Raw genomic sequence first — 17,753 nt, forward strand, 5'->3', positions numbered from 1 at the left:
GCGTCTCGCGCGGCCAGTTGTCGTTAATCGAGTTGGGCTCGTAGTTGGCCGGATTGGTGTCAATGTCCATCCGGTGCATCCCGTCACGCTGGAAATTATGATACGGGCAGGTCGGACGGTTGATGGGGATTTCATGGAAGTTCGGCCCACCCAGGCGGCTAATTTGCGTATCGGTGTAAGAGAAGAGACGCCCCTGCAGCAGCGGATCGTTGCTGAAATCAATGCCCGGGACGATATGTCCGGGATGGAAGGCCGCCTGTTCATTTTCGGCAAAGAAGTTATCCGGGTTGCGGTTGAGGACCATTCTGCCAACCCGCTGCACCGGCACCAGCGCCTCGGGGATCAGCTTGGTGGGATCGAGCAGGTCGAAGTCAAAAGCAAATTCATTCTCTTCGGGGATCAATTGCAGGCCAAGCTCAAATTCCGGGTAGTCCCCGGCTTCGATGGCCTCCCATAGATCGCGGCGATGAAAATCGGGGTCGCGGCCGGTCAGCTTCTGCGCTTCATCCCACACCAGCGACGCCTTGCCGGCGACCGGTTTCCAGTGAAAGCGAACGAAGGTGGCTTTGCCCTCGGCATTAATCAGACGGAAGGTATGGATCCCGAAGCCTTCCATGGTGCGATAGCTGCGCGGGATGCCGCGATCCGACATCGCCCACATCACGTTGTGCAGCGTTTCCGGCTGCAGGGAAACATAGTCCCAGAAAGTATCGTGGGCGCTCTGCCCCTGTGGGATGGCCCAGTGGGGTTCAGGCTTCACGGCGTGGACAAAGTCGGGGAACTTCATCGCGTCCTGGATGAAGAAGACCGGTGTGTTGTTGCCCACCAGGTCAAAAATCCCTTCGTCAGTGTAAAACTTGGTAGCGAAGCCGCGAATATCGCGGACGGTGTCCGCCGACCCCGCGCCGCCCTGCACGGTGGAAAAGCGTACAAACACCGGGGTGATTTTATCGGCTGACGAAAGAAAATCGGCTTTAGTCAACGCAGCCAGGCTTTTGTAGGGCTGGAAGTAGCCGTGGGCGGCAGAGCCGCGGGCATGAACGATACGCTCCGGAATACGCTCGTGGTCAAAGTGGGTGATCTTCTCCCGCAGGATAAAATCTTCCAGCAGCGTTGGGCCGCGGCTACCGGCGCGCAGCGAATTCTGATCGTCAGCAATGCGCACGCCCTGGTTGGTGGTCAGCGGAAAATCTTCCCCCCCTTTGCGTTGCGCCTCCAGGGAATCCAGTTTGCTGTTATGAGTATCGGGCGCTTTCAGGCTGCCTGGGGCGGTGGGTTCGACGCCCGGAGCGGTAGGTTTCGGCGTGGGGCGCCACTCCCGATCGTCCGGCGCCAGCGAATCGAGACCCGGCTGCGCTTCCTCGCTGTCGTGGACCGGTGCCTGCTGTTGGTGAGGGTTCGGGTGCTTATCAGACATTACTCGTCTCCTGCTTTCATTGCTAAAAGTGGTCGTTGATAGACCAAAACCCTTCTAACTATAGAACATTACGCTGTCTGCGCCCGGCGAGGGGGCAGGGAGTTATCCTAAAATTCGCATCGGCGGCGAAGGGGCGACGAACGGGGCCACAATCGGCTATGATAGAGGTTTCTGTTTCCCGCTATGTTTAGTGAATCCATTTGTTATGAAACCATTGCGCCAACAAAATCGCCCTGTCATTAGCTACGTGCCGCGCGTGGAGCCTGCGCCCCCGGAACATGCCGTGAAAATGGACCATTTTCGCGATGTCTGGATTTTGCGCGGGAAGTATGTCGCTTTTCTGCTGATGGGGGAGCATTTCCGTCGCTCACCGGCATTCAGCGTGCCGGAGTCGGCGCAGCGCTGGGCTAACCAGGTGCGTCAGGAAGGTGAGATTGAAGCCTGAGTCGGCTGCAGAAATAAAAAAACCGCTGAATGATCAGCGGTTTTTTTTGTGCTTGCCGTTTAGCGATGCGCCAGTTCGGCTTCTTCCTCGCTATCGAAGATCGACTTGTCGGTCTGGCGCAGCCACTGGCTGGTCAGCGTCCCGGCGGTCATTGAGCCGTTAACGTTCAGCGCGGTACGCCCCATATCGATCAGCGGTTCGACGGAGATGAGCAGGGCTACCAGGGTCACCGGCAGGCCCATCGCCGGCAGGACGATCAGCGCGGCGAAGGTCGCGCCGCCGCCCACCCCGGCGACGCCCGCCGAGCTGACGGTGACGATGCCCACGAGGGTGGCAATCCACATCGGATCCAGCGGGTTGATGCCCACGGTCGGCGCAACCATCACCGCCAACATTGCCGGATAGATACCAGCGCAGCCGTTCTGGCCGATGGTGGCGCCAAAGGAGGCGGAGAAGCTGGCAATCGACTCCGGTACGCCGAGACGACGGGTTTGCGCCTCAACGTTCAGCGGAATGGAGGCGGCGCTGGAGCGGCTGGTAAAGGCGAAGGTGATCACCGGCCAGACTTTACGGAAGTACTTCAGCGGGCTGACGCCGTTAATCGCCAGCAGCAGGCCGTGGACGACAAACATAATACCCAGCGCAATGTACGAGGCTACCACGAAGCCGCCAAGCTTGATGATGTCCTGCAAATTCGACCCGGCAACCACTTTGGTCATCAGGGCCAGCACACCGTAAGGGGTCAGCTGCATGACCAGACGAACCAGCTTCATTACCCAGCCCTGCAGGGTATCGATCGCGGTCAGCACGCGCTGGCCTTTTTCCACATCCTCTTTCAGCAACTTAAGCGCTGCGACGCCGAGGAACGCCGAGAAAATGACGATGCTGATGATGGAGGTTGGGTTAGCCCCGGTCAGGTCAGCAAACGGGTTCTTCGGCACGAAGGAAAGGATCAGCTGCGGGACGCTGAGATCCGCTACTTTCCCCACATAGTTGCTCTGGATGGCGTTCAGACGGGCGGTCTCCGCGCTGCCCTGGACCAGACCCTCGGCGGTGAGGCCGAACATATTGGTCACCAGCACGCCAACCAGGGCGGCGATCAGGGTGGTGAACAACAGAGTACCGATGCTCAGGAAGCTAATTTTCCCCAGCTGCGAGGCATTGTGCAGGCGGGCCACCGCGCTAAGGATGGAGGCGAAGACCAGCGGCATAACAATCATTTGCAGCAGCTGGACGTAACCGTTGCCGACGATATTGAACCACTGGATGGAATCCTTCAGCACCTGGCTGTCAGACCCGTAGATTAGCTGCAGCGCCAGACCAAAGACCACGCCAGTCGCCAGACCGACCAGCACTTTTCTGGCCAGGCTCCACTGTTTATGGCGTGTTTGCCCCAGCGCAAACAGTAATACGGCGAACACGACTACGTTCGCTATTAATGGAAAGTTCATCCCCGTTCTCCTGATATTTTTATAACCTGGGCTGGTGGATAACCAGCTCTTATGACGGCAAGGTTAGCAGAAGGCGTTATCAAGGACTTATATTCAAATGGAATGGGTTATAACCAAATGGCGTTTTCCGCCGCTTTATCGCCCACTCTGGTGACTTATAAAGCGATTGAAGGTGATCTGCAGGGAATTGATCACCCCGGATGACCAGCGTATCGCGCTGTTGTCCGCCAGCGTCTGCGGCATCCAGACGGCATAGACGAACAGCGCCATACACAAGGCGCGTTCGAGCTGATTGCCCTTGCGCGGCGCAAGGATCGGCAGCCGGAAGCGCCAGCGACAGGGCCACAGCAGCGGCACACCGGCGGGGGTGAGCATATCGGCGAGAATGTGGCTGAGATAGCCCAGCACCAGGCCCTGGAGAGCGTCTGCCGGGACAATCCAGCTGTCAGGCACTTTCAGATAGAACAGCGTCAGCGCGCCAAAGACGGCCAGCAGGCTGTGGGTGAAGCCGCGGTGGCCAAAGGCCCGCGCCACGGGCTTTGAGATCCAGCTCAGCCGTTGGCCAAGAAACGACTTTGGGTGATCGATGTCCGGCAGCAGGCAGGTCAATACCGCCGAGGGCACAATATGCCACCAGTCGCCCTGCGCCAGCACCGGCGTTAACTCTGCGTTTTTGGCAAATACTGCGCAGGCGATTGAAAAGAAGAGATGGCCTTCCGCCGTCATGATAACACACCCTAAACTGTCGATTCATACAGTATAGGGTTTTTATACAGTGTACGGAAGAGGTGACGGTGTAACTCTTTGTCACAAACTCTCAGCGCGCCAGCCATCCGCCATCGACGGCCAGCGTATAGCCGTTAATATAGTCGGCCGCTGATGAGGCGAGAAACACCACCGGCCCCTGCAGGTCTTTCGGCACTCCCCAGCGACCAGCGGGAATGCGCTCGAGGATCGCCTGGTTACGCTCTTCATCTTCGCGCAGCGCCTGGGTGTTGTTGGTGGCCATATACCCGGGCGCTATGGCGTTGACGTTGATACCCTGGCCAGCCCATTCGTTGGCCAGCAGACGGGTCAAACCCAGCACGCCGCTTTTCGAAGCGGTATAGGAGGGGACGCGGATCCCGCCCTGAAACGACAGCATCGAGGCGATGTTAATGATTTTCCCGCCTTCCCCCTGGCGAATGAACTGCCTGGCGACCGCCTGGCTGAGAAAGAAAACCGCTTTGAGATTCAGGTCGATCACCGCGTCCCAGTCGCTTTCCGTGAAGGTCAGGGCATCATGGCGGCGTATAATTCCGGCGTTGTTGACCAGAATATCGACCCGACCCATCGCCGCCACCGCCTGGTCGACCAGACCGCTCATATCATTCTCTTGGCTGAGATCCGCCTGAATGGCGTGAAAGCGGCGGCCCAGCGCCAGCACCTGGGCGGCCGTATCATGGGGAATTTTACGGTTGATGCCGACGATATCGCACCCGGCCTGCGCCAGGCCCAGCGTCATTCCCTGTCCCAGGCCGGTATCGCAACCGGTCACGATGGCGACCTTACCCGTCAGGTCGAAGGCGTTCAGTACCATATTCACCTCTGTCAGCTGATCTACTGGCGTACGATGACGCCACCTGTGACCAGCATAGAGGGAGGAAAACAAAATTACAATTAAAATGAAACAATGTTTTGATTTTGTTGCTGGCGGCGTGACAGCGATTGTTGCACCCGCCAGCGGTCTTAGCCGAGCAAGTTCTCAGCAGTGAGTGCCAGCAGTGACGGAAGCTTGACGTCCGCCAGCGCAAAGCGCGGGTCGCGGCTGTTCTCCGCTTCCGGCACCACGATAGACCGCATGCGCGCGGCTTTGCTGGCGATCATGCCGTTGACCGAATCCTCCAGCGCGACGCAGCGCTGCGGGTCGACTCCCAGGGCAGCGGCGCAGTTGAGGTAGACCTGCGGGTGCGGTTTGCTCCAGGGTAAATGCTCCGCGGAGGCGAGAGCATCAAACTGGTCGCGCAGTTCAAACATATCGAGCACTTTCTCCAGCATCATCAGCGGCGAGGCCGAGGCCAGGCCCACCTTTAAGCCCTGAGCTTTACACAGGGCCACTGCCTCGCGTACGCCCGGCAGCAGCGGGCGTGAGGCTTCCACCAGCTCAATGGCGCGACGAATAATGCGCGCGGTAGCTTCCGCCCGGTCTACGCCGTGCCACGGCTGCTGCGCGTACCACAGATCCACCACCAGGTCGATTCGCAGACCGAGCAGGTCGGGCAGTTCATCGCGGCGACGGGTATCCACTCCCAGGCTCTCCATGACCTCGACCTCCGCCTGATCCCAGAGCGGCTCCGAGTCAATCAGCAACCCGTCCATATCAAATATCGCGGCCTCAATGCGGCGCTTCGCTGACATATGTCCTTCTCCTGTTGCGTAATCAGATAAACGAATCGGCAATCATGGTATATCATACCGCGCATTATTGGGCGAAATTCGCCGTGGCAGATAGACTTATACCCGACATACTCGGGGGAGCGAGGGAAGCCAGCGCCACGCAACAGGCAGCAGGCGAACCACCAACGCGTCTTTAACAAGGGGAACTCATGACGTACCAACAAGCTGGACGCATAGCGGTTATCAAACGCATTTTAGGATGGGTTATCTTTATTCCCGCCGTGCTGTCGACGCTGATTTCTGTGCTCAAATTTATGTATGAGCACAGTGAAAAGAAACCCGGCATTGATGCGGTAATGATGGATTTTGCGCACGTGATGATTGAGATGATGCGCTTTAACACGCCGTTCCTGAACTTTTTCTGGTACAACTCGCCGCTGCCGGATTTTCACCATAGCCTGAACATCGGTTTCTGGATCATCTTCATTCTGGTGTTCGTCGGCATGGCCCTGCAGGCTTCCGGCGCGCGAATGGCGCGGCAGGCGAAATTTCTCCGCGAGGGGATTGAGGATCAGCTGATCCTCGAGCAGGCCAAAGGCGCAGATGGGTTAACCCGCGAGCAGCTCGCTGAACGCATTGTGGTACCGCGCCATACGATCCTGGTGCAGTATTTCCCACTGTACGTGCTGCCGGTGATCGTGATTGTCATCGGTTACTTCTTCTTTTCGCTGCTGGGCTTTCTGTAAGTCAGGTGCCCGGCAAGCCGGGCACCTTCTTATTCCGCTGGCAGAGGACGTGGTTTTCCCTGATTATCAACGGCAACGTAGATAAACAGCGCTTCCGTCGCCTTGTAGCGCTGGCCAATCGGTTCTGAAGAGACTTTTTTCACCCACACTTCGATGTTAATTGTCACCGAGGTGTTGCCGCGCTTCACGCAGCGGGCGTAGCAGCACACCACGTCGCCAACGGCGACCGGGCGTAAAAAGGTCATCCCATCCACCCGCACGGTCACCACGCGACCCTGGGCGATCTCTTTGGCCATAATGGCGCCGCCAATATCCATCTGCGACATCAGCCAGCCGCCAAAAATATCCCCGTTGGCATTGGTATCCGCCGGCATTGCCAGGGTGCGTAAAACCATTTCGCCCTTTGGGGCGAGATCTGTTGTTGTCATGCTCTACTCTGTTGTGGTCAAAGACGATCAGCGGGATGCTACTATGAAAATAGCGCAGTGAGAATAGGGGAATACGCCCGCTGGCGCGGGCGCGGTGGTTCAGAAGGAGAGGGTAACGCCGGCGTAATACGCGCGGCCAGGCTCATTGTAGGTCGAGGCGCCGGCATTTTCGCGATACAGTTGTTTATCAAATAGATTACTTATTCCGGCATTCAGGCGAATATCCCGGTTTAGCTGATACTGAGTACCAATACCCACGATGGAATAGGCGCCAACCTCGGTGGTGGCAAGGGTCCCGGTTTCGTTGCGGATCTCCGCATACTGACGCGGCTTCTGACGGCCATAAAGCGTCCAGTTCACATTCGCAGACAGGGCGTCGTTTACCTGCCAGTCGAGCATCGTGTTAACGGTATATTTCGGGATAACCGACAGCGGGTTGCCAGTCTCTTTACTTTCAGATTTGAGCATCCAGGTGGCATTGGTCCGCCAGCTGAGGACATCTCTCAGCACCGGGATCAGCAGATTTCCTTCCAGCCCCTCGACCACGGCTTTGCCGCCGTTCTGCCATTGCAAAATATTATTGCCGCTGGAGGTATAGCCCAGTACCTCTGTTCCGGAGACGATTTTGTTTTTGTAATCGTTGCGAAACCAGGTGACTCCGGCAGCGTAACCATTAAGGTTAAATTCGATACCGATCTCTTTGTTGATACTGATCTCCGGGTCGAGGTCAGGGTTACCCAGCAGGTAGCAGCTGCCTTCAGCGATCGTGTTTGGACAACCGTTGCCGCGGGTGGAGAGCAAATATCCTTTACTGGATTGATAGAGGTTTGGCGCTTTAAACACGCGCGCGATACCGGCCTTCAGCGTGAACATATCGCCGAGCTCCTGGGACAGATTGAGGCTGGGGCTCCAGTTACTGCCAAACTGATTATGATAATCGAAGCGAATGCCGGGGATCAGGTTGGTGCCGGGCACGGCTTCGATATTATCTTCCAGATAGATACCGGTGAGGGTGGCGCTGTTTTTGGTACTGCGTTGCGTAGGGTCGCCCGAGGTCCCAGGGATAGTCTCGCCGTTGCTGTTAGTGGCCTGCATCGATGCCGGGTCGTCGAGCTGATCATGGTTCCATTCCATTCCCAGCGTCAGCGTCTGGTCCGCCAGCCAGAAGAAAGGCACATTGAATTCCGAGGTAGTACGCCAGGATTCCAGACGGCTGGTGGCATAATCTTCACTGTTGATCATGCCTTCGACGCGGCCGGTAGAGCCTTCCTGCAGGCGGGTATTGTTGGTTTTCTCGTAGTAAACACCGGCTTTGGACTGGCCCCAATCCCATAGACCGTTGTAGGTCAGTCCCCAGGACTGGCGATAGAGGCGATTAGTTTCGTGGCCGTACAGGGAGTCCACCAGCCCGTTCGGGCTAAGATTGCCGTTGCTGTACTGGGTATCGCCAGCATAGATATTCCCCTGACGGCTATAGGCGTAGCTGAAATCGAGAATTTGTTGCGGGGTCATTTTCCATGACAGTAGCGCGTTAATGTCTTTATTGCGGACCCCTTCGCGCCCCGCAGCGTAAGAGCCGTTTTGCGCATGGTTAATATCCCAGGCGTCGGGTTCCGTTTTATTGATATTGCCATACAGGCGCATCGTCAGCGCCTCGCCGGCCAGTGGGCCGCTGAGATTGAAGTTAGCGCGATTGGTCGTGCCTTCTTTGTTGTTTTCCGGCTGGTTGGTGAAGAAAGACAGCGAACCGTGCCAGGTGTTGGTCGGACGTTTGGTAATGATATTGACCACTCCGCCCGCCGCGCCGGAACCATAGCGCGCGGCTGCCGGACCGCGGAGAACTTCAATCCGTTCGACCATTTCGGCAGGTACCCAGTTGCTGTCGCCCCGGGTATCGCGTTCGCCGCGCCAGCTATAGCGAACCGCGTTACGTGACGTGACCGGTACCCCATCTATCAGGATCAGGGTGTTCTCCGGCCCCATGCCGCGGATATCAATCTGGCGGTTGTTGCCCCGACTGCCGCTGGCGCTGTTGCCGGTCAAGTTCACCCCGGGCATTTTACGGATGATGTCTGAGAGATCGTTGACCGGCGGCTGCTTAGCAATATCCTCAGCCGTGATAATCGACACCCCGGGCTGTTGCTTAAGCGCCTCTTCCGCCGTACTGCGCACAATCATCGTTTCGGTATCTTGTTCTGATTCTTCAGCAAAGGCGTTAGGGGCGAGGAGACTGGATATGACCAGCGCCAGGGTCGTGGGCACAGAATATTGCGGCGATCTCATGTAAATATCCTTTTCAAAACAATGCAAAATGAGATCGAGAATATTAATGATAACAATTATCATTACAATGTAACGAGATGAATCTCCATAAAATCCTCACAATTACCGCAACTTTTTATGCAGTTGAGAGAAATCGTGAAGAGAGCCTACACAGTGTGGCCGGGAAGCTGTCAGCGTATGCGCTGAGGTTGTGTGGTTGCAGGGAATGTTTGCCAGTGCAGTAAGCTTATAGGGGGCGAGCGCGGCGCGCGATGGCGCGCCGGCGGAGGGGTTAGTGGTGGTCGTCCTGCGGCATATGACGGTAGATGTAGATCCCGCTCAGCAAGGTAAAGACCAGCGTGAGGGCGGTTAAACCAAAGACCTTAAAGTTAACCCAGATATTCTGCGGCAGCCAGAAGGCGATATAGATATTGGCCAGCCCGCAGAGAATAAAGAACACCGCCCAGGCCAGGTTAAGTCGCGACCAGACCTGCTGCGGCAGGCTCAGCTCTTTACCCAGCATGCGCTGGATCAGCGGCTTTTTCATCACCCACTGGCTGAACAGCAGCGCGCCGGCGAACAGGGCATAGATCACCGTCACCTTCCATTTAATAAACTCATCATTATGGAAGAAGATGGTTAACCCGCCGAAGACGGCCACCAGCACGAAGGTGATCAGCGCCATTTTTTCCACTTTCCGGTAGCGCACCCAGCTGTAGATCAGCACGACGGCGGTCGCCACAATCAGCGCCGTGGTGGCGGCGTAGATATCGTAAAGCTTATAAAAGGCAAAGAAGACCACCAGCGGTAAAAAATCCAGAAACTGCTTCATACATCGATCCCGTCTTTCAGGACGGACCGGGGAAGGCCCCGGTCCTGGTTAAAATTAGCTGCGGATAAGCATATACACGCGGAATAAATAGATCAGCAACAGGGCGGAAATCAGGTTGCTGATGGTATTAATCACTACCGCGCCGACGTTTGGCGTCAGGGCGGCAAAGCTGGAAGCAAACAGTAACAGCAGGGTTTTCGCCACCAGCCAACCGATAATAGCCGGCGCCACCAGCCGCAGATTGGCCCACGCCAGGCGCATGCTGCTGCGCATGGCGCCGAGGATGCCCATTTTGTCCTGTACCAGCATGATCGGCGCAAAGGCCAGCACGATGGCCAGCAGCACGCCGGGCACCAGCACCAGCATCATCCCCATCTGCACCAGGAAGGTGGTGAACAGGATCAGCAGCAGCAGCTTGGGCAGCACCGGCGCCGAGGCGCCGATGGCGCGTAGGGCGCTAACGCGATGACCGGCGGAGACCAGCTGGATCAGCAGCAGGACGCCGCCGACGAGGATCGCATTACCTACCAGACCCGAGAAGGTTGATGCCGCCGAGGCGCGCAGCAGAACCTGCTGCTGCTCCGGCGTCATGTTCTGCACCAGCTCGAACAGCCCGGCGCTACCGGCGAGGTTATCGCCTTCGCTGAGTATCGACAGCTGCTCGTCGCTGGGTGAAAAGGCATGGCCAAGTACTACCGTAATAAACGCGCACAACAGCGCAATCAGTAAAATAGTAATGAACTGATTACGAAAAAAATTCCCGGTGTCACGGTAGACGGACTTCGCCGTGATAGACATGCATTCTCCTTGAGTGTCGCAGGTGTTAACTAGCCGGCGATTGTACCGCAAATCGTTCCGTCGTAGCACTCTCTGCGCCGGTCAGGGCAGGTATATCTTTGTAAAGAGGCCGCAATGGTGGCAGGCCGTAGCGCGCCCGCGCCCGGTTGCAGGCATCGTTTTCCTCGCCATTTTCCCCGGACATGGCGAATTCGCGACACGGCGAAGGCCGGTTTTCATAAATAGTGCAGTGAACGGCATCGCCGATATCGCCAGACAGGGCCGCGCAGCGGCTCTGGCGCTGATTGGTGCCGCTCATGCAGCGCAGGAAAGGGGTCAGCGGTTCGGTCAGCGCGGAGGGCACCAGGCCGCCCGCGTCGTCGGCTTCCGCCCAGTAGAAAGAGACTCGAAAATACGCACAACAGGCACCGCACGTCATGCACGGGTTGATTTCACTCATAATTACACCTGAAAAAAACGCATCAACACAGATTGTCGGCAGTTAACTTATCCAGCCGCCTCAGCGTCGGCAAGAGGGGCAGAAATAAATTTTTGGGCGAAAAGTGAAAATTGATGTGCGAACAATTCAAGGCATTGCGATCGGTAGCGAAAATTAATCTGGATCAATAAATGTTAAATCTGAGGACTTAGTGTGATCTAAAACAGATCAAACGTAACTCGTTATAGGTATATTTGGCCGCGCTGAAAAACCATAATGAGGAAGTGGATATGAAGAAGTTAGCAGCGGCGGCATTGATTCTTGGCACGCTTTCTACCGGCAGCGTCTGGGCGCATGAGGCGGGGGAGTTTTTCATTCGTGCCGGGACCGCCACCGTCCGACCGACGGAGGGCTCTGACAATGTGTTAGGCAGCCTTGGCAGTTTCAACGTCAGTAACAATACCCAGCTGGGTTTAACCTTTACCTATATGGCGACCGATAACATTGGCGTGGAGTTGCTTGCCGCGACGCCGTTCCGCCATAAGGTCGGCACCGGGCCAACCGGGACTATCGCCACCGTCCATCAGCTGCCGCCCACCCTGATGGCGCAGTGGTACTTTGGCGATGCGCAAAGCAAGGTGCGCCCGTACGTGGGGGCCGGTATCAACTACACCACCTTCTTTAATGAAGACTTTAACGACACCGGCAAGGCGGCCGGGCTTTCCGATCTGAGCCTGAAGGACTCCTGGGGCGCGGCGGGGCAGGTCGGCCTCGATTATCTGATTAACCGCGACTGGCTGCTGAATATGTCGGTGTGGTACATGGATATCGATACCGATGTGAAATTCAAAGCCGGCGGCGTGGACCAGAAAGTCAGCACCCGTCTGGATCCGTGGGTGTTTATGTTCTCCGCAGGCTATCGGTTCTAAATTCTTCTGTAAACTGGCCAACGGATGGCCAGTTCATTGTCTCGTCACACCTGTCTGCCGCAAGCCTCTGTCATCAACAGCGGATCACACTTCCGTCCACTGGCGCAGCAGATTGTGATACATGTTGAGCAGGGAGAGGACCTCTTCTCCGTCGCCAAAGCGGGCCTTCAGAGACTGGATGGTGCGGTCCAGGTCGTAAAGCATCGCACGCTGCTTATCGTCACGGACCATCGACTGGATCCACAGGAAAGAGGCCTGGCGTACGCCGCGGGTGACCGGGGTGACGCAGTGCAGGCTGCTGGCGGGATAGAGCACCAGATGCCCGGCCGGGAGCTTCACCCGATGTTGGCCATAGGTGTCTTCAATCACCAGTTCGCCACCCTCATAGCTCTCCGGATCGCAAAGGAACAGCGTCGCTGACAGATCAGTGCGCATCCAGCCCGCCTCGCCGTTCTGGCGAACGGCGCCATCGACGTGAAAACCATAGGTCTCCCCTGGCCCATAGCGGTTAAACAACGGCGCGGAAATCGTCCGCGGCAGCGCGGCGGAAAAAAACTGCGGATGGCCGCGCAGCATATCGAGCACAGCGGCCTGCAGGCGGGCATACAGCGGCGTTCGGGTATCGATCTGCTGGTTCTGTTTGACGGCCGCCCCCTGGCTACCCACCGTAACCCGCCCGTCGACCCACTCGGCCTGCGCCAGCTGCCGGGTAAATTCCGCCACCTGGTCTGTCGATAGCACGTCAGGAATGTGATACATCATCGCGGTGTTCTCTCTAAAAGGTGGGGCGCAACGGCCCCACGCGCAGACTCAGAAATGGACGTTCGCCGTCAGCATAAAGGTCCGGGGTTCGCCCGGATGATAGCGATAGCCGCTCTTGTTGATGGAGGCCACGTAATCGGTATCAAACAGGTTATACATATTGAGCTGCAGATCGAGGTTGCTGTTGACCCGATAGCCCAGTTTGGCGTCGGCAACCCAGTAGCCCTCGGTGTGATCCGGGGTACCAACTGCACCATCGCTGCCCCGGCGCAGGCTTCCGACATAGCGCACACCGCCGCCGACGGACAGATCGCTGGTGGCCTGATACTGCGTCCACAGCGTAAAGGCATGTTTCGGGGTGTAGGCCAGGGCGGAAGATCCATCCTGCGCTACGTTCTGTCCCTCCGTCACTGTCGCATGCTGCTGAGTGTAGCCGGCGATAATCGTCCAGTCCGGGGTCAGGTTTCCGGTCGCGGAGAGTTCATACCCCTCCACGCGCTTTTTGCCGTACTGCGACCAGGTTCCGTCATCGTTGGCGGCCACTTCGTTTTCAATATCGGTGCGGAATAACGCCGCGCTGAGCAGCAGACGGTTGTCGAAGATTTGCCACTTGGTGCCCAGCTCGCTGGATTTCGCCTTCTGCGGCTTAAAGTCGGTCCGGTTAGCGCTGTTGCCGCTGCCGCTGGCGGCCAGGGCGAAGCTGCTGCCTCCCGGCGGCTGCTGTGAGATGGCGTAGTTGACGTAGACATTGCCCTGCTCGGTTAAGCGGTACAGCGCCCCGGCTTTCCAGTTAACCAGATTGCCGGATTTAGCGGTATCGACAGTGGTGACCGGGCTGCCGGTCGACTGTCCGGGCGGGCAGGCGATAGCCCCGCGTCCGCTGCCGCCGCAGGCGGTGGCGCTGTCATATTTGGTATGGTAATTGTCGAGACGCAGCCCGCCGTTGATCTCAATCCGCTCGGTCAGCGTCAGCGTATCGAAGGCATAAATCCCGAAGGTATCGGTCTGGCCGTTGGCGTTCGCCCCGTTTCTGTCCAGCCCGCCAATCGACAGGTTGCTCACCGGATGGTAGAGATTCACCGCCGGCGCGGTCCTGGCGTTAACGCCATAGTTGGTCTGGTTTTCCCGGGTAAACTCCACGCCGGCGCTGACGTCATGGCCTATCGAGCCAGTATTGAAAGTCGAGGTGATATTGGTCTGGTTGGTCAGAATGCGGTTGCTGACATCTTTGGTATTAACCAGACGCGACCAGCTCCAGGTGTTGACGTCATTGATATCGGGGGCGGTGATATTGTTCGCGCCGCCCATCACCGCGGTCAAAAGATACTCCTGTTTCACTCGCGACCAGCGGGTGGTATTGCGCACGGTGGTATTCTCCGTCAGATCGTGTTCGAAGCGCAGGGTACCGCTGTCGGTAGTAGATTTATCGTAATCGGAGTCGGTGCCATAGAAATTGCTGGTATCGACCTTCCCGGCGGAGTTGAGTGCGGCATACTTCGGCGAAGGCGCCGAATAGCCCGGCAGGCCGACGGTAGGGATCCCGCCATCCGGGGTGTTGTTCTGCCGGACGTGCAGATAGTTCAGATACAGACGAGTTGGGGTATCAAGGCCGAAGGCCAGCGACGGTGCGATGCCATAGCGTTCGTTTTCAATGCGGTCCCGACCAGCGTCATGGGTTTTTTCCCCCATCAGGTTCAGACGGAACGCAGCGTTGTCGCTAAACGCCTGGTTCAGGTCGAGAGTGCCCCGGCGCGACCAGGCGCTGCCGATGCTGGCCGAGCCGTCGATCCCGGAGTCAAGGCGCGGCTGCTTGCTGATCATATTGATCGAGCCGGAGGGCGCGCTGCGGCCATAGTCCGTGCCGGCGGGCCCTTTGATGACTTCCACCTGCTGGGTATTGAAGGTATCGCGCGTCACGCTGCCGATGTCGCGAATGCCGTCCACATAGATGCTGTTAGAGGTATCCACGCCGCGCATAAAGATGGCATCCCCGGTGGTTGAGCTGCCATTCTCCCCGGCATAAAACGCCCCCACGCCGGGAACGTTTTTGAGGGCGTCAGTCAGGTTGGTGACGCCCTGATCTTTAATCACCTGTTCCGGGATCACGGTGATGGTGCGGGTGGTATCGACCAGCGGTTTATTGAACTTGGGATCGGCGGAAGCGCCGGGGGAGTAGAGTGAAGGCGGAGCGGCTTCCACTACCAGCGTCTCTTCACTATTTTTGACCGAATTTTCCGCTGCGATGCCTGCTGCCGGCGAGGCTCCCAGACACAGACCTGTAAACAATGCCAATGAGTTGAAACTGCCGAAAGGCAGAGAGGCGTTTTTTTCCATGATAAATGCAGGCTTATTTTTTGTTATGAGCACATATCACACCGCGCAAAAGCGACGTTATTCGTCGTCTGGCTTGCGCTGACCCGGTGTGATTCTATAAATGATAAAAAGAATGGTTATCATTTGCCTTAATATTTACATAGAAAAGTTGACGTTTAAACATATTTCTTCATCGCGATTTACATAGTTCATAAATTTTGAACGAAAAGGGCGGGGATGAAGCAAAAGAGCGGCTGGAAGAGGCCGGTGACAGGCCGCTCCGCGAGGTGACAGGCGCTAGGGCTAACCCGGCGCTTCGTGGTTTTTGGCATAAAAGATGCCCTCCTTCTGAGCGAGGAGAACGCCGTTCTGGAAATTGGTGTAATGAAAAAAAGCGGCCCACCGATCCCTCTGCAGGCACTGTTCCGCGACCGCGTTATTGGGGGGACGACCAGCGAGCGTTCTCCCGCCGCGTGACGGAGAACAATGCCGCGCCGTATGTCGTCTGGAGCAGGCGCCGGGCCACTGCTGGCTGCGGCAGCGGGTGCGTGAGGTGTGTCGCGAGTAAAAAAAAGCCCGCACAAGTGCGGGCAAAAATACTGGAAGCAATGTGAGCAATGTCGTACTGAATACCCGAGTGATTTACTCAACTATTCAGTAATGAGAAAGATAATATTTCTCATTTAAGATATCAACCCCATCTTTTGTGCGGAAGCGATTTTTTATCCGAGGGTGAAAACCGTGCGCTTCTGGCTGTCGTCCTGCGGCCAGGCCGCCGCGATCTCCTGCAGTGGCCGCGGGGTGGTGGCGATGGTCAATTTCCCCGGCACCGCCGCCTGCAGCATTTCACCGGTCGCCGCCAGCAGTTGCGATACCGACAGGCTACCGATCCCGCTGCCCATCAGCAGGAGCGGGGCGGAACGCAGCACTGCGCCATTTAACGCGATATCGGCGCCAGCCAGGGAACCCACCTGCACATAGCGCACCGGACTGCCGGCAGAGGTATATTTCGCCAGTGCCGGCAATAATAATTCCGCGCTATGTCCCCACAGGTAATCGATGACCACATCGATCTGCGCGGCGCTGACCGCTGAAAATTGCCCGCTCAAGGTTTTATCATCAGCGGTTAACTTAATACACTCATCGGCGTCCAGCGCCGCCAGCGTCTGCGCATTCCGTCCGGTTGCAATGATTTTTTTCGCTCCCAGATAGCGGGCAATCTGTACCGCCAACTGACCGGCGCTGCCGGTGGCGCCATTAATCAGCACCGTTTCGCCGGCCTGAAGCTGGGCGCGTGTCACCAGCGATGCCCACGCGGACATACCGGGGTTGGCCATCGCCGCCGCCTGGATATCATCGAGCGCATCCGGCAGCGGCAGACAATTCTGCAGGGCGACCGGCGCCCGCTGCGCCATACTGCCGAAGGGGGCGGTGGGGAAGGCGAAGTAGACGCGCTGACCCTGAGGTGTGGTGCCGACGCCATCGATACCGGGCACAAAGGGCAGATTGCCGTCGAAGCTGTAATGGCGTCCGGATGCCCGGGCCTTAACCACATGGCTTATCGCGGCGGCGCGGACGTCAATGAGCGTCTGGCCGGGCGCGGGCTGCGGGTCGATAAAATCGGCACAAACCGGGCCTTCTGCGAGGTCAAAAACCACGGCTGCTTTCATAAATTATCTCCTGTCGGGAATTATGTGTAAAATACACATATTGTTTTGCAGCACTATACGCGGAAAATTAATATATGCAAGATGCACATAATGACTACGACATTACCGACTTTCACGGCGCGCTGCTGGATATCATCAGCGTAATGAACCAGCCGCTGCGCGATGAGCAGATCCTGCAGGCAGCCGGCATCCAGCTGGAACAGATGCTGTTTCCGCTGCTTGTGGCAGTAGGGCGCCATGGCCCGGTGGGAGTGGTTGAGCTGGCGGATCATTTAGGGCGCGATTACACCACCGTCAGCCGCCAGGTGAAAAAACTGGAAGCCCAGGGACTCGCCTGTAAGCAACCGAACCGTCATGATCGACGGATCAGCGAAGTGACGCTTAGCGCCAGCGGACAACAGATGATCGACAGTATTGCGGTAGCGCGGCGGCGGTTAATGAATCAGGTGCTGGCGCAGTGGCCGGAAGATGAAGTGCAGGCGCTGTTTCGCTTAACGCGCAAATACGCCGACAGTTTGCAGAAATCATCGCCGCCTGGCGCGATGCCAGGCGGCTGATGGTCAGGCGGTTTTGGTCGCTGCCTTCAGGCTCTGGACGAAGGCTTTCAGCTCGTCGAGCATGGTCTGCGGCTCATCGAGGTGGCGTTCGATGATTTTGACGATGGCGGAACCGGAGATAGCCCCGGCGGCTCCGGCGTCAATGGCGGCGCTCACCTGCTCCGGCGCGGAGATACCAAAGCCCTGCAGCGGCGGCGCGGCGTGATATTCCGCCAGCTTCTCCACCAGGTGGTGCAGCGGAAGCGCGGCGCGATTTTCCGCACCCGTCACTCCGGCGCGCGACAGCAGATAGGTGTAGCCGCGGCCATAAGAGGCAATCTGGCGCAGTAAATCGTCATCCGCATTGGGC

Annotated in this window: 18 protein-coding genes; 4 read left to right on the forward strand and 14 right to left on the reverse strand. The window is 57.5% G+C overall.

What is annotated here, in order from left to right; all coding sequences use genetic code 11:
- Positions 1-1,417: catalase (locus KHQ28_RS22130; protein WP_211777683.1), on the reverse strand; the 1,417-nt coding region annotated here is incomplete at its 3' end.
- Between the two features lie 190 nt (positions 1,418-1,607).
- Between KHQ28_RS22130 and cedA the strand changes: the two genes are divergently transcribed.
- Entirely contained in the window at positions 1,608-1,862 is a 255-nt protein-coding gene (gene cedA / locus KHQ28_RS22135) for a cell division activator CedA (RefSeq protein ID WP_008807754.1), read from the forward strand.
- Between the two features lie 59 nt (positions 1,863-1,921).
- On the opposite strand, the gene KHQ28_RS22140 is transcribed toward cedA, so the two are convergent.
- From KHQ28_RS22140 to hxpB, 4 genes are all read right to left on the reverse strand, one after another.
- Positions 1,922-3,313, reverse strand: coding sequence for an L-cystine transporter (locus KHQ28_RS22140; RefSeq protein WP_004151918.1), 1,392 nt, complete (start codon positions 3,311-3,313; stop codon positions 1,922-1,924).
- Positions 3,314-3,448: 135 nt separating this feature from the next.
- Complete coding sequence (locus KHQ28_RS22145) at positions 3,449-4,039, reverse strand: metal-dependent hydrolase (protein WP_002901611.1); 591 nt, start codon at positions 4,037-4,039, stop codon at positions 3,449-3,451.
- Positions 4,040-4,130: 91 nt separating this feature from the next.
- Positions 4,131-4,892, reverse strand: coding sequence for a 2-dehydro-3-deoxy-D-gluconate 5-dehydrogenase KduD (gene kduD / locus KHQ28_RS22150; protein ID WP_002901621.1), 762 nt, complete (start codon positions 4,890-4,892; stop codon positions 4,131-4,133).
- Positions 4,893-5,041: 149 nt separating this feature from the next.
- A complete protein-coding gene (gene hxpB / locus KHQ28_RS22155) occupies positions 5,042-5,710 on the reverse strand; it encodes a hexitol phosphatase HxpB (RefSeq protein ID WP_004140335.1) in 669 nt (222 codons plus the stop codon).
- 188 nt (positions 5,711-5,898) lie between these two features.
- Here hxpB and KHQ28_RS22160 point away from each other — a divergent pair, with 188 nt between their 5' ends.
- The gene (locus KHQ28_RS22160; RefSeq protein ID WP_002901627.1) at positions 5,899-6,435 is read left to right on the forward strand and encodes a YniB family protein; all 537 of its coding nucleotides are present in this window, start codon (positions 5,899-5,901) and stop codon (positions 6,433-6,435) included.
- 29 nt (positions 6,436-6,464) lie between these two features.
- Here the strand turns inward: KHQ28_RS22160 and yciA are convergent, their stop codons facing one another.
- From yciA to KHQ28_RS22185, 5 genes are all read right to left on the reverse strand, one after another.
- The gene (gene yciA, locus KHQ28_RS22165; RefSeq protein WP_002901629.1) at positions 6,465-6,863 is read right to left on the reverse strand and encodes an acyl-CoA thioester hydrolase YciA; all 399 of its coding nucleotides are present in this window, start codon (positions 6,861-6,863) and stop codon (positions 6,465-6,467) included.
- A 99-nt stretch (positions 6,864-6,962) separates the two neighbouring features.
- Positions 6,963-9,146: a TonB-dependent siderophore receptor gene (locus KHQ28_RS22170; RefSeq protein WP_004179434.1), complete on the reverse strand. Its 2,184-nt coding sequence runs from the start codon at positions 9,144-9,146 to the stop codon at positions 6,963-6,965.
- Positions 9,147-9,417: 271 nt separating this feature from the next.
- On the reverse strand, positions 9,418-9,957 hold the full coding sequence (locus KHQ28_RS22175; protein WP_002901631.1) for a septation protein A: 540 nt from the start codon (positions 9,955-9,957) through the stop codon (positions 9,418-9,420).
- Positions 9,958-10,011: 54 nt separating this feature from the next.
- Positions 10,012-10,755 carry a YciC family protein gene (locus KHQ28_RS22180; RefSeq protein WP_002901632.1) on the reverse strand — a complete coding sequence of 248 codons (744 nt, stop codon included), beginning with the start codon at positions 10,753-10,755 and terminating at the stop codon, positions 10,012-10,014.
- 25 nt (positions 10,756-10,780) lie between these two features.
- Positions 10,781-11,194, reverse strand: a complete 414-nt coding sequence (locus tag KHQ28_RS22185) for a YkgJ family cysteine cluster protein (protein WP_002901633.1) — start codon at positions 11,192-11,194, stop codon at positions 10,781-10,783.
- A gap of 269 nt (positions 11,195-11,463) precedes the next feature.
- On the opposite strand from KHQ28_RS22185, the gene ompW reads away from it, so the two are divergent.
- Positions 11,464-12,102 carry an outer membrane protein OmpW gene (ompW, locus tag KHQ28_RS22190; protein WP_002901634.1) on the forward strand — a complete coding sequence of 213 codons (639 nt, stop codon included), beginning with the start codon at positions 11,464-11,466 and terminating at the stop codon, positions 12,100-12,102.
- 84 nt (positions 12,103-12,186) lie between these two features.
- Here the strand turns inward: ompW and ybiX are convergent, their stop codons facing one another.
- The 3 genes from ybiX to KHQ28_RS22205 form a co-directional block, all read right to left on the reverse strand.
- Positions 12,187-12,864: a PKHD-type hydroxylase YbiX gene (gene ybiX / locus KHQ28_RS22195; RefSeq protein WP_004140326.1), complete on the reverse strand. Its 678-nt coding sequence runs from the start codon at positions 12,862-12,864 to the stop codon at positions 12,187-12,189.
- 48 nt (positions 12,865-12,912) lie between these two features.
- A complete protein-coding gene (locus KHQ28_RS22200) occupies positions 12,913-15,198 on the reverse strand; it encodes a catecholate siderophore receptor Fiu (RefSeq protein ID WP_004176501.1) in 2,286 nt (761 codons plus the stop codon).
- A gap of 701 nt (positions 15,199-15,899) precedes the next feature.
- Positions 15,900-16,847 (reverse strand): zinc-binding alcohol dehydrogenase family protein, encoded by a 948-nt coding sequence (locus KHQ28_RS22205; RefSeq protein ID WP_032419067.1) that lies wholly within the window; start codon positions 16,845-16,847, stop codon positions 15,900-15,902.
- A gap of 74 nt (positions 16,848-16,921) precedes the next feature.
- Between KHQ28_RS22205 and KHQ28_RS22210 the strand changes: the two genes are divergently transcribed.
- Positions 16,922-17,404 carry a MarR family winged helix-turn-helix transcriptional regulator gene (locus tag KHQ28_RS22210; RefSeq protein WP_015958227.1) on the forward strand — a complete coding sequence of 161 codons (483 nt, stop codon included), beginning with the start codon at positions 16,922-16,924 and terminating at the stop codon, positions 17,402-17,404.
- 3 nt (positions 17,405-17,407) lie between these two features.
- On the opposite strand, the gene trpA is transcribed toward KHQ28_RS22210, so the two are convergent.
- A partial coding sequence (gene trpA, locus KHQ28_RS22215) for a tryptophan synthase subunit alpha (RefSeq protein WP_211777684.1) occupies positions 17,408-17,753 on the reverse strand: 346 nt, incomplete at its 5' end.

This window comes from Klebsiella sp. 28, from assembly GCF_018223905.1.
GTDB lineage: Bacteria > Pseudomonadota > Gammaproteobacteria > Enterobacterales > Enterobacteriaceae > Klebsiella > Klebsiella pneumoniae.

Excerpts from the sequence above, each read along its gene's own strand:
- KHQ28_RS22160 (WP_002901627.1), top strand. The coding sequence starts at position 5,899 with ATGACGTACCAACAAGCTGGACGCATAGCGGTTATCAAACGCATTTTA.
- KHQ28_RS22205 (WP_032419067.1), bottom strand. The coding sequence starts at position 16,847 with ATGAAAGCAGCCGTGGTTTTTGACCTCGCAGAAGGCCCGGTTTGTGCC.
- KHQ28_RS22180 (WP_002901632.1), bottom strand. The coding sequence starts at position 10,755 with ATGTCTATCACGGCGAAGTCCGTCTACCGTGACACCGGGAATTTTTTT.
- KHQ28_RS22200 (WP_004176501.1), bottom strand. The coding sequence starts at position 15,198 with ATGGAAAAAAACGCCTCTCTGCCTTTCGGCAGTTTCAACTCATTGGCA.
- KHQ28_RS22185 (WP_002901633.1), bottom strand. The coding sequence starts at position 11,194 with ATGAGTGAAATCAACCCGTGCATGACGTGCGGTGCCTGTTGTGCGTAT.
- KHQ28_RS22175 (WP_002901631.1), bottom strand. The coding sequence starts at position 9,957 with ATGAAGCAGTTTCTGGATTTTTTACCGCTGGTGGTCTTCTTTGCCTTT.
- KHQ28_RS22140 (WP_004151918.1), bottom strand. The coding sequence starts at position 3,313 with ATGAACTTTCCATTAATAGCGAACGTAGTCGTGTTCGCCGTATTACTG.
- KHQ28_RS22145 (WP_002901611.1), bottom strand. The coding sequence starts at position 4,039 with ATGACGGCGGAAGGCCATCTCTTCTTTTCAATCGCCTGCGCAGTATTT.
- hxpB (WP_004140335.1), bottom strand. The coding sequence starts at position 5,710 with ATGTCAGCGAAGCGCCGCATTGAGGCCGCGATATTTGATATGGACGGG.
- ompW (WP_002901634.1), top strand. The coding sequence starts at position 11,464 with ATGAAGAAGTTAGCAGCGGCGGCATTGATTCTTGGCACGCTTTCTACC.
- yciA (WP_002901629.1), bottom strand. The coding sequence starts at position 6,863 with ATGACAACAACAGATCTCGCCCCAAAGGGCGAAATGGTTTTACGCACC.
- KHQ28_RS22170 (WP_004179434.1), bottom strand. The coding sequence starts at position 9,146 with ATGAGATCGCCGCAATATTCTGTGCCCACGACCCTGGCGCTGGTCATA.
- KHQ28_RS22210 (WP_015958227.1), top strand. The coding sequence starts at position 16,922 with ATGCAAGATGCACATAATGACTACGACATTACCGACTTTCACGGCGCG.
- ybiX (WP_004140326.1), bottom strand. The coding sequence starts at position 12,864 with ATGATGTATCACATTCCTGACGTGCTATCGACAGACCAGGTGGCGGAA.
- kduD (WP_002901621.1), bottom strand. The coding sequence starts at position 4,892 with ATGGTACTGAACGCCTTCGACCTGACGGGTAAGGTCGCCATCGTGACC.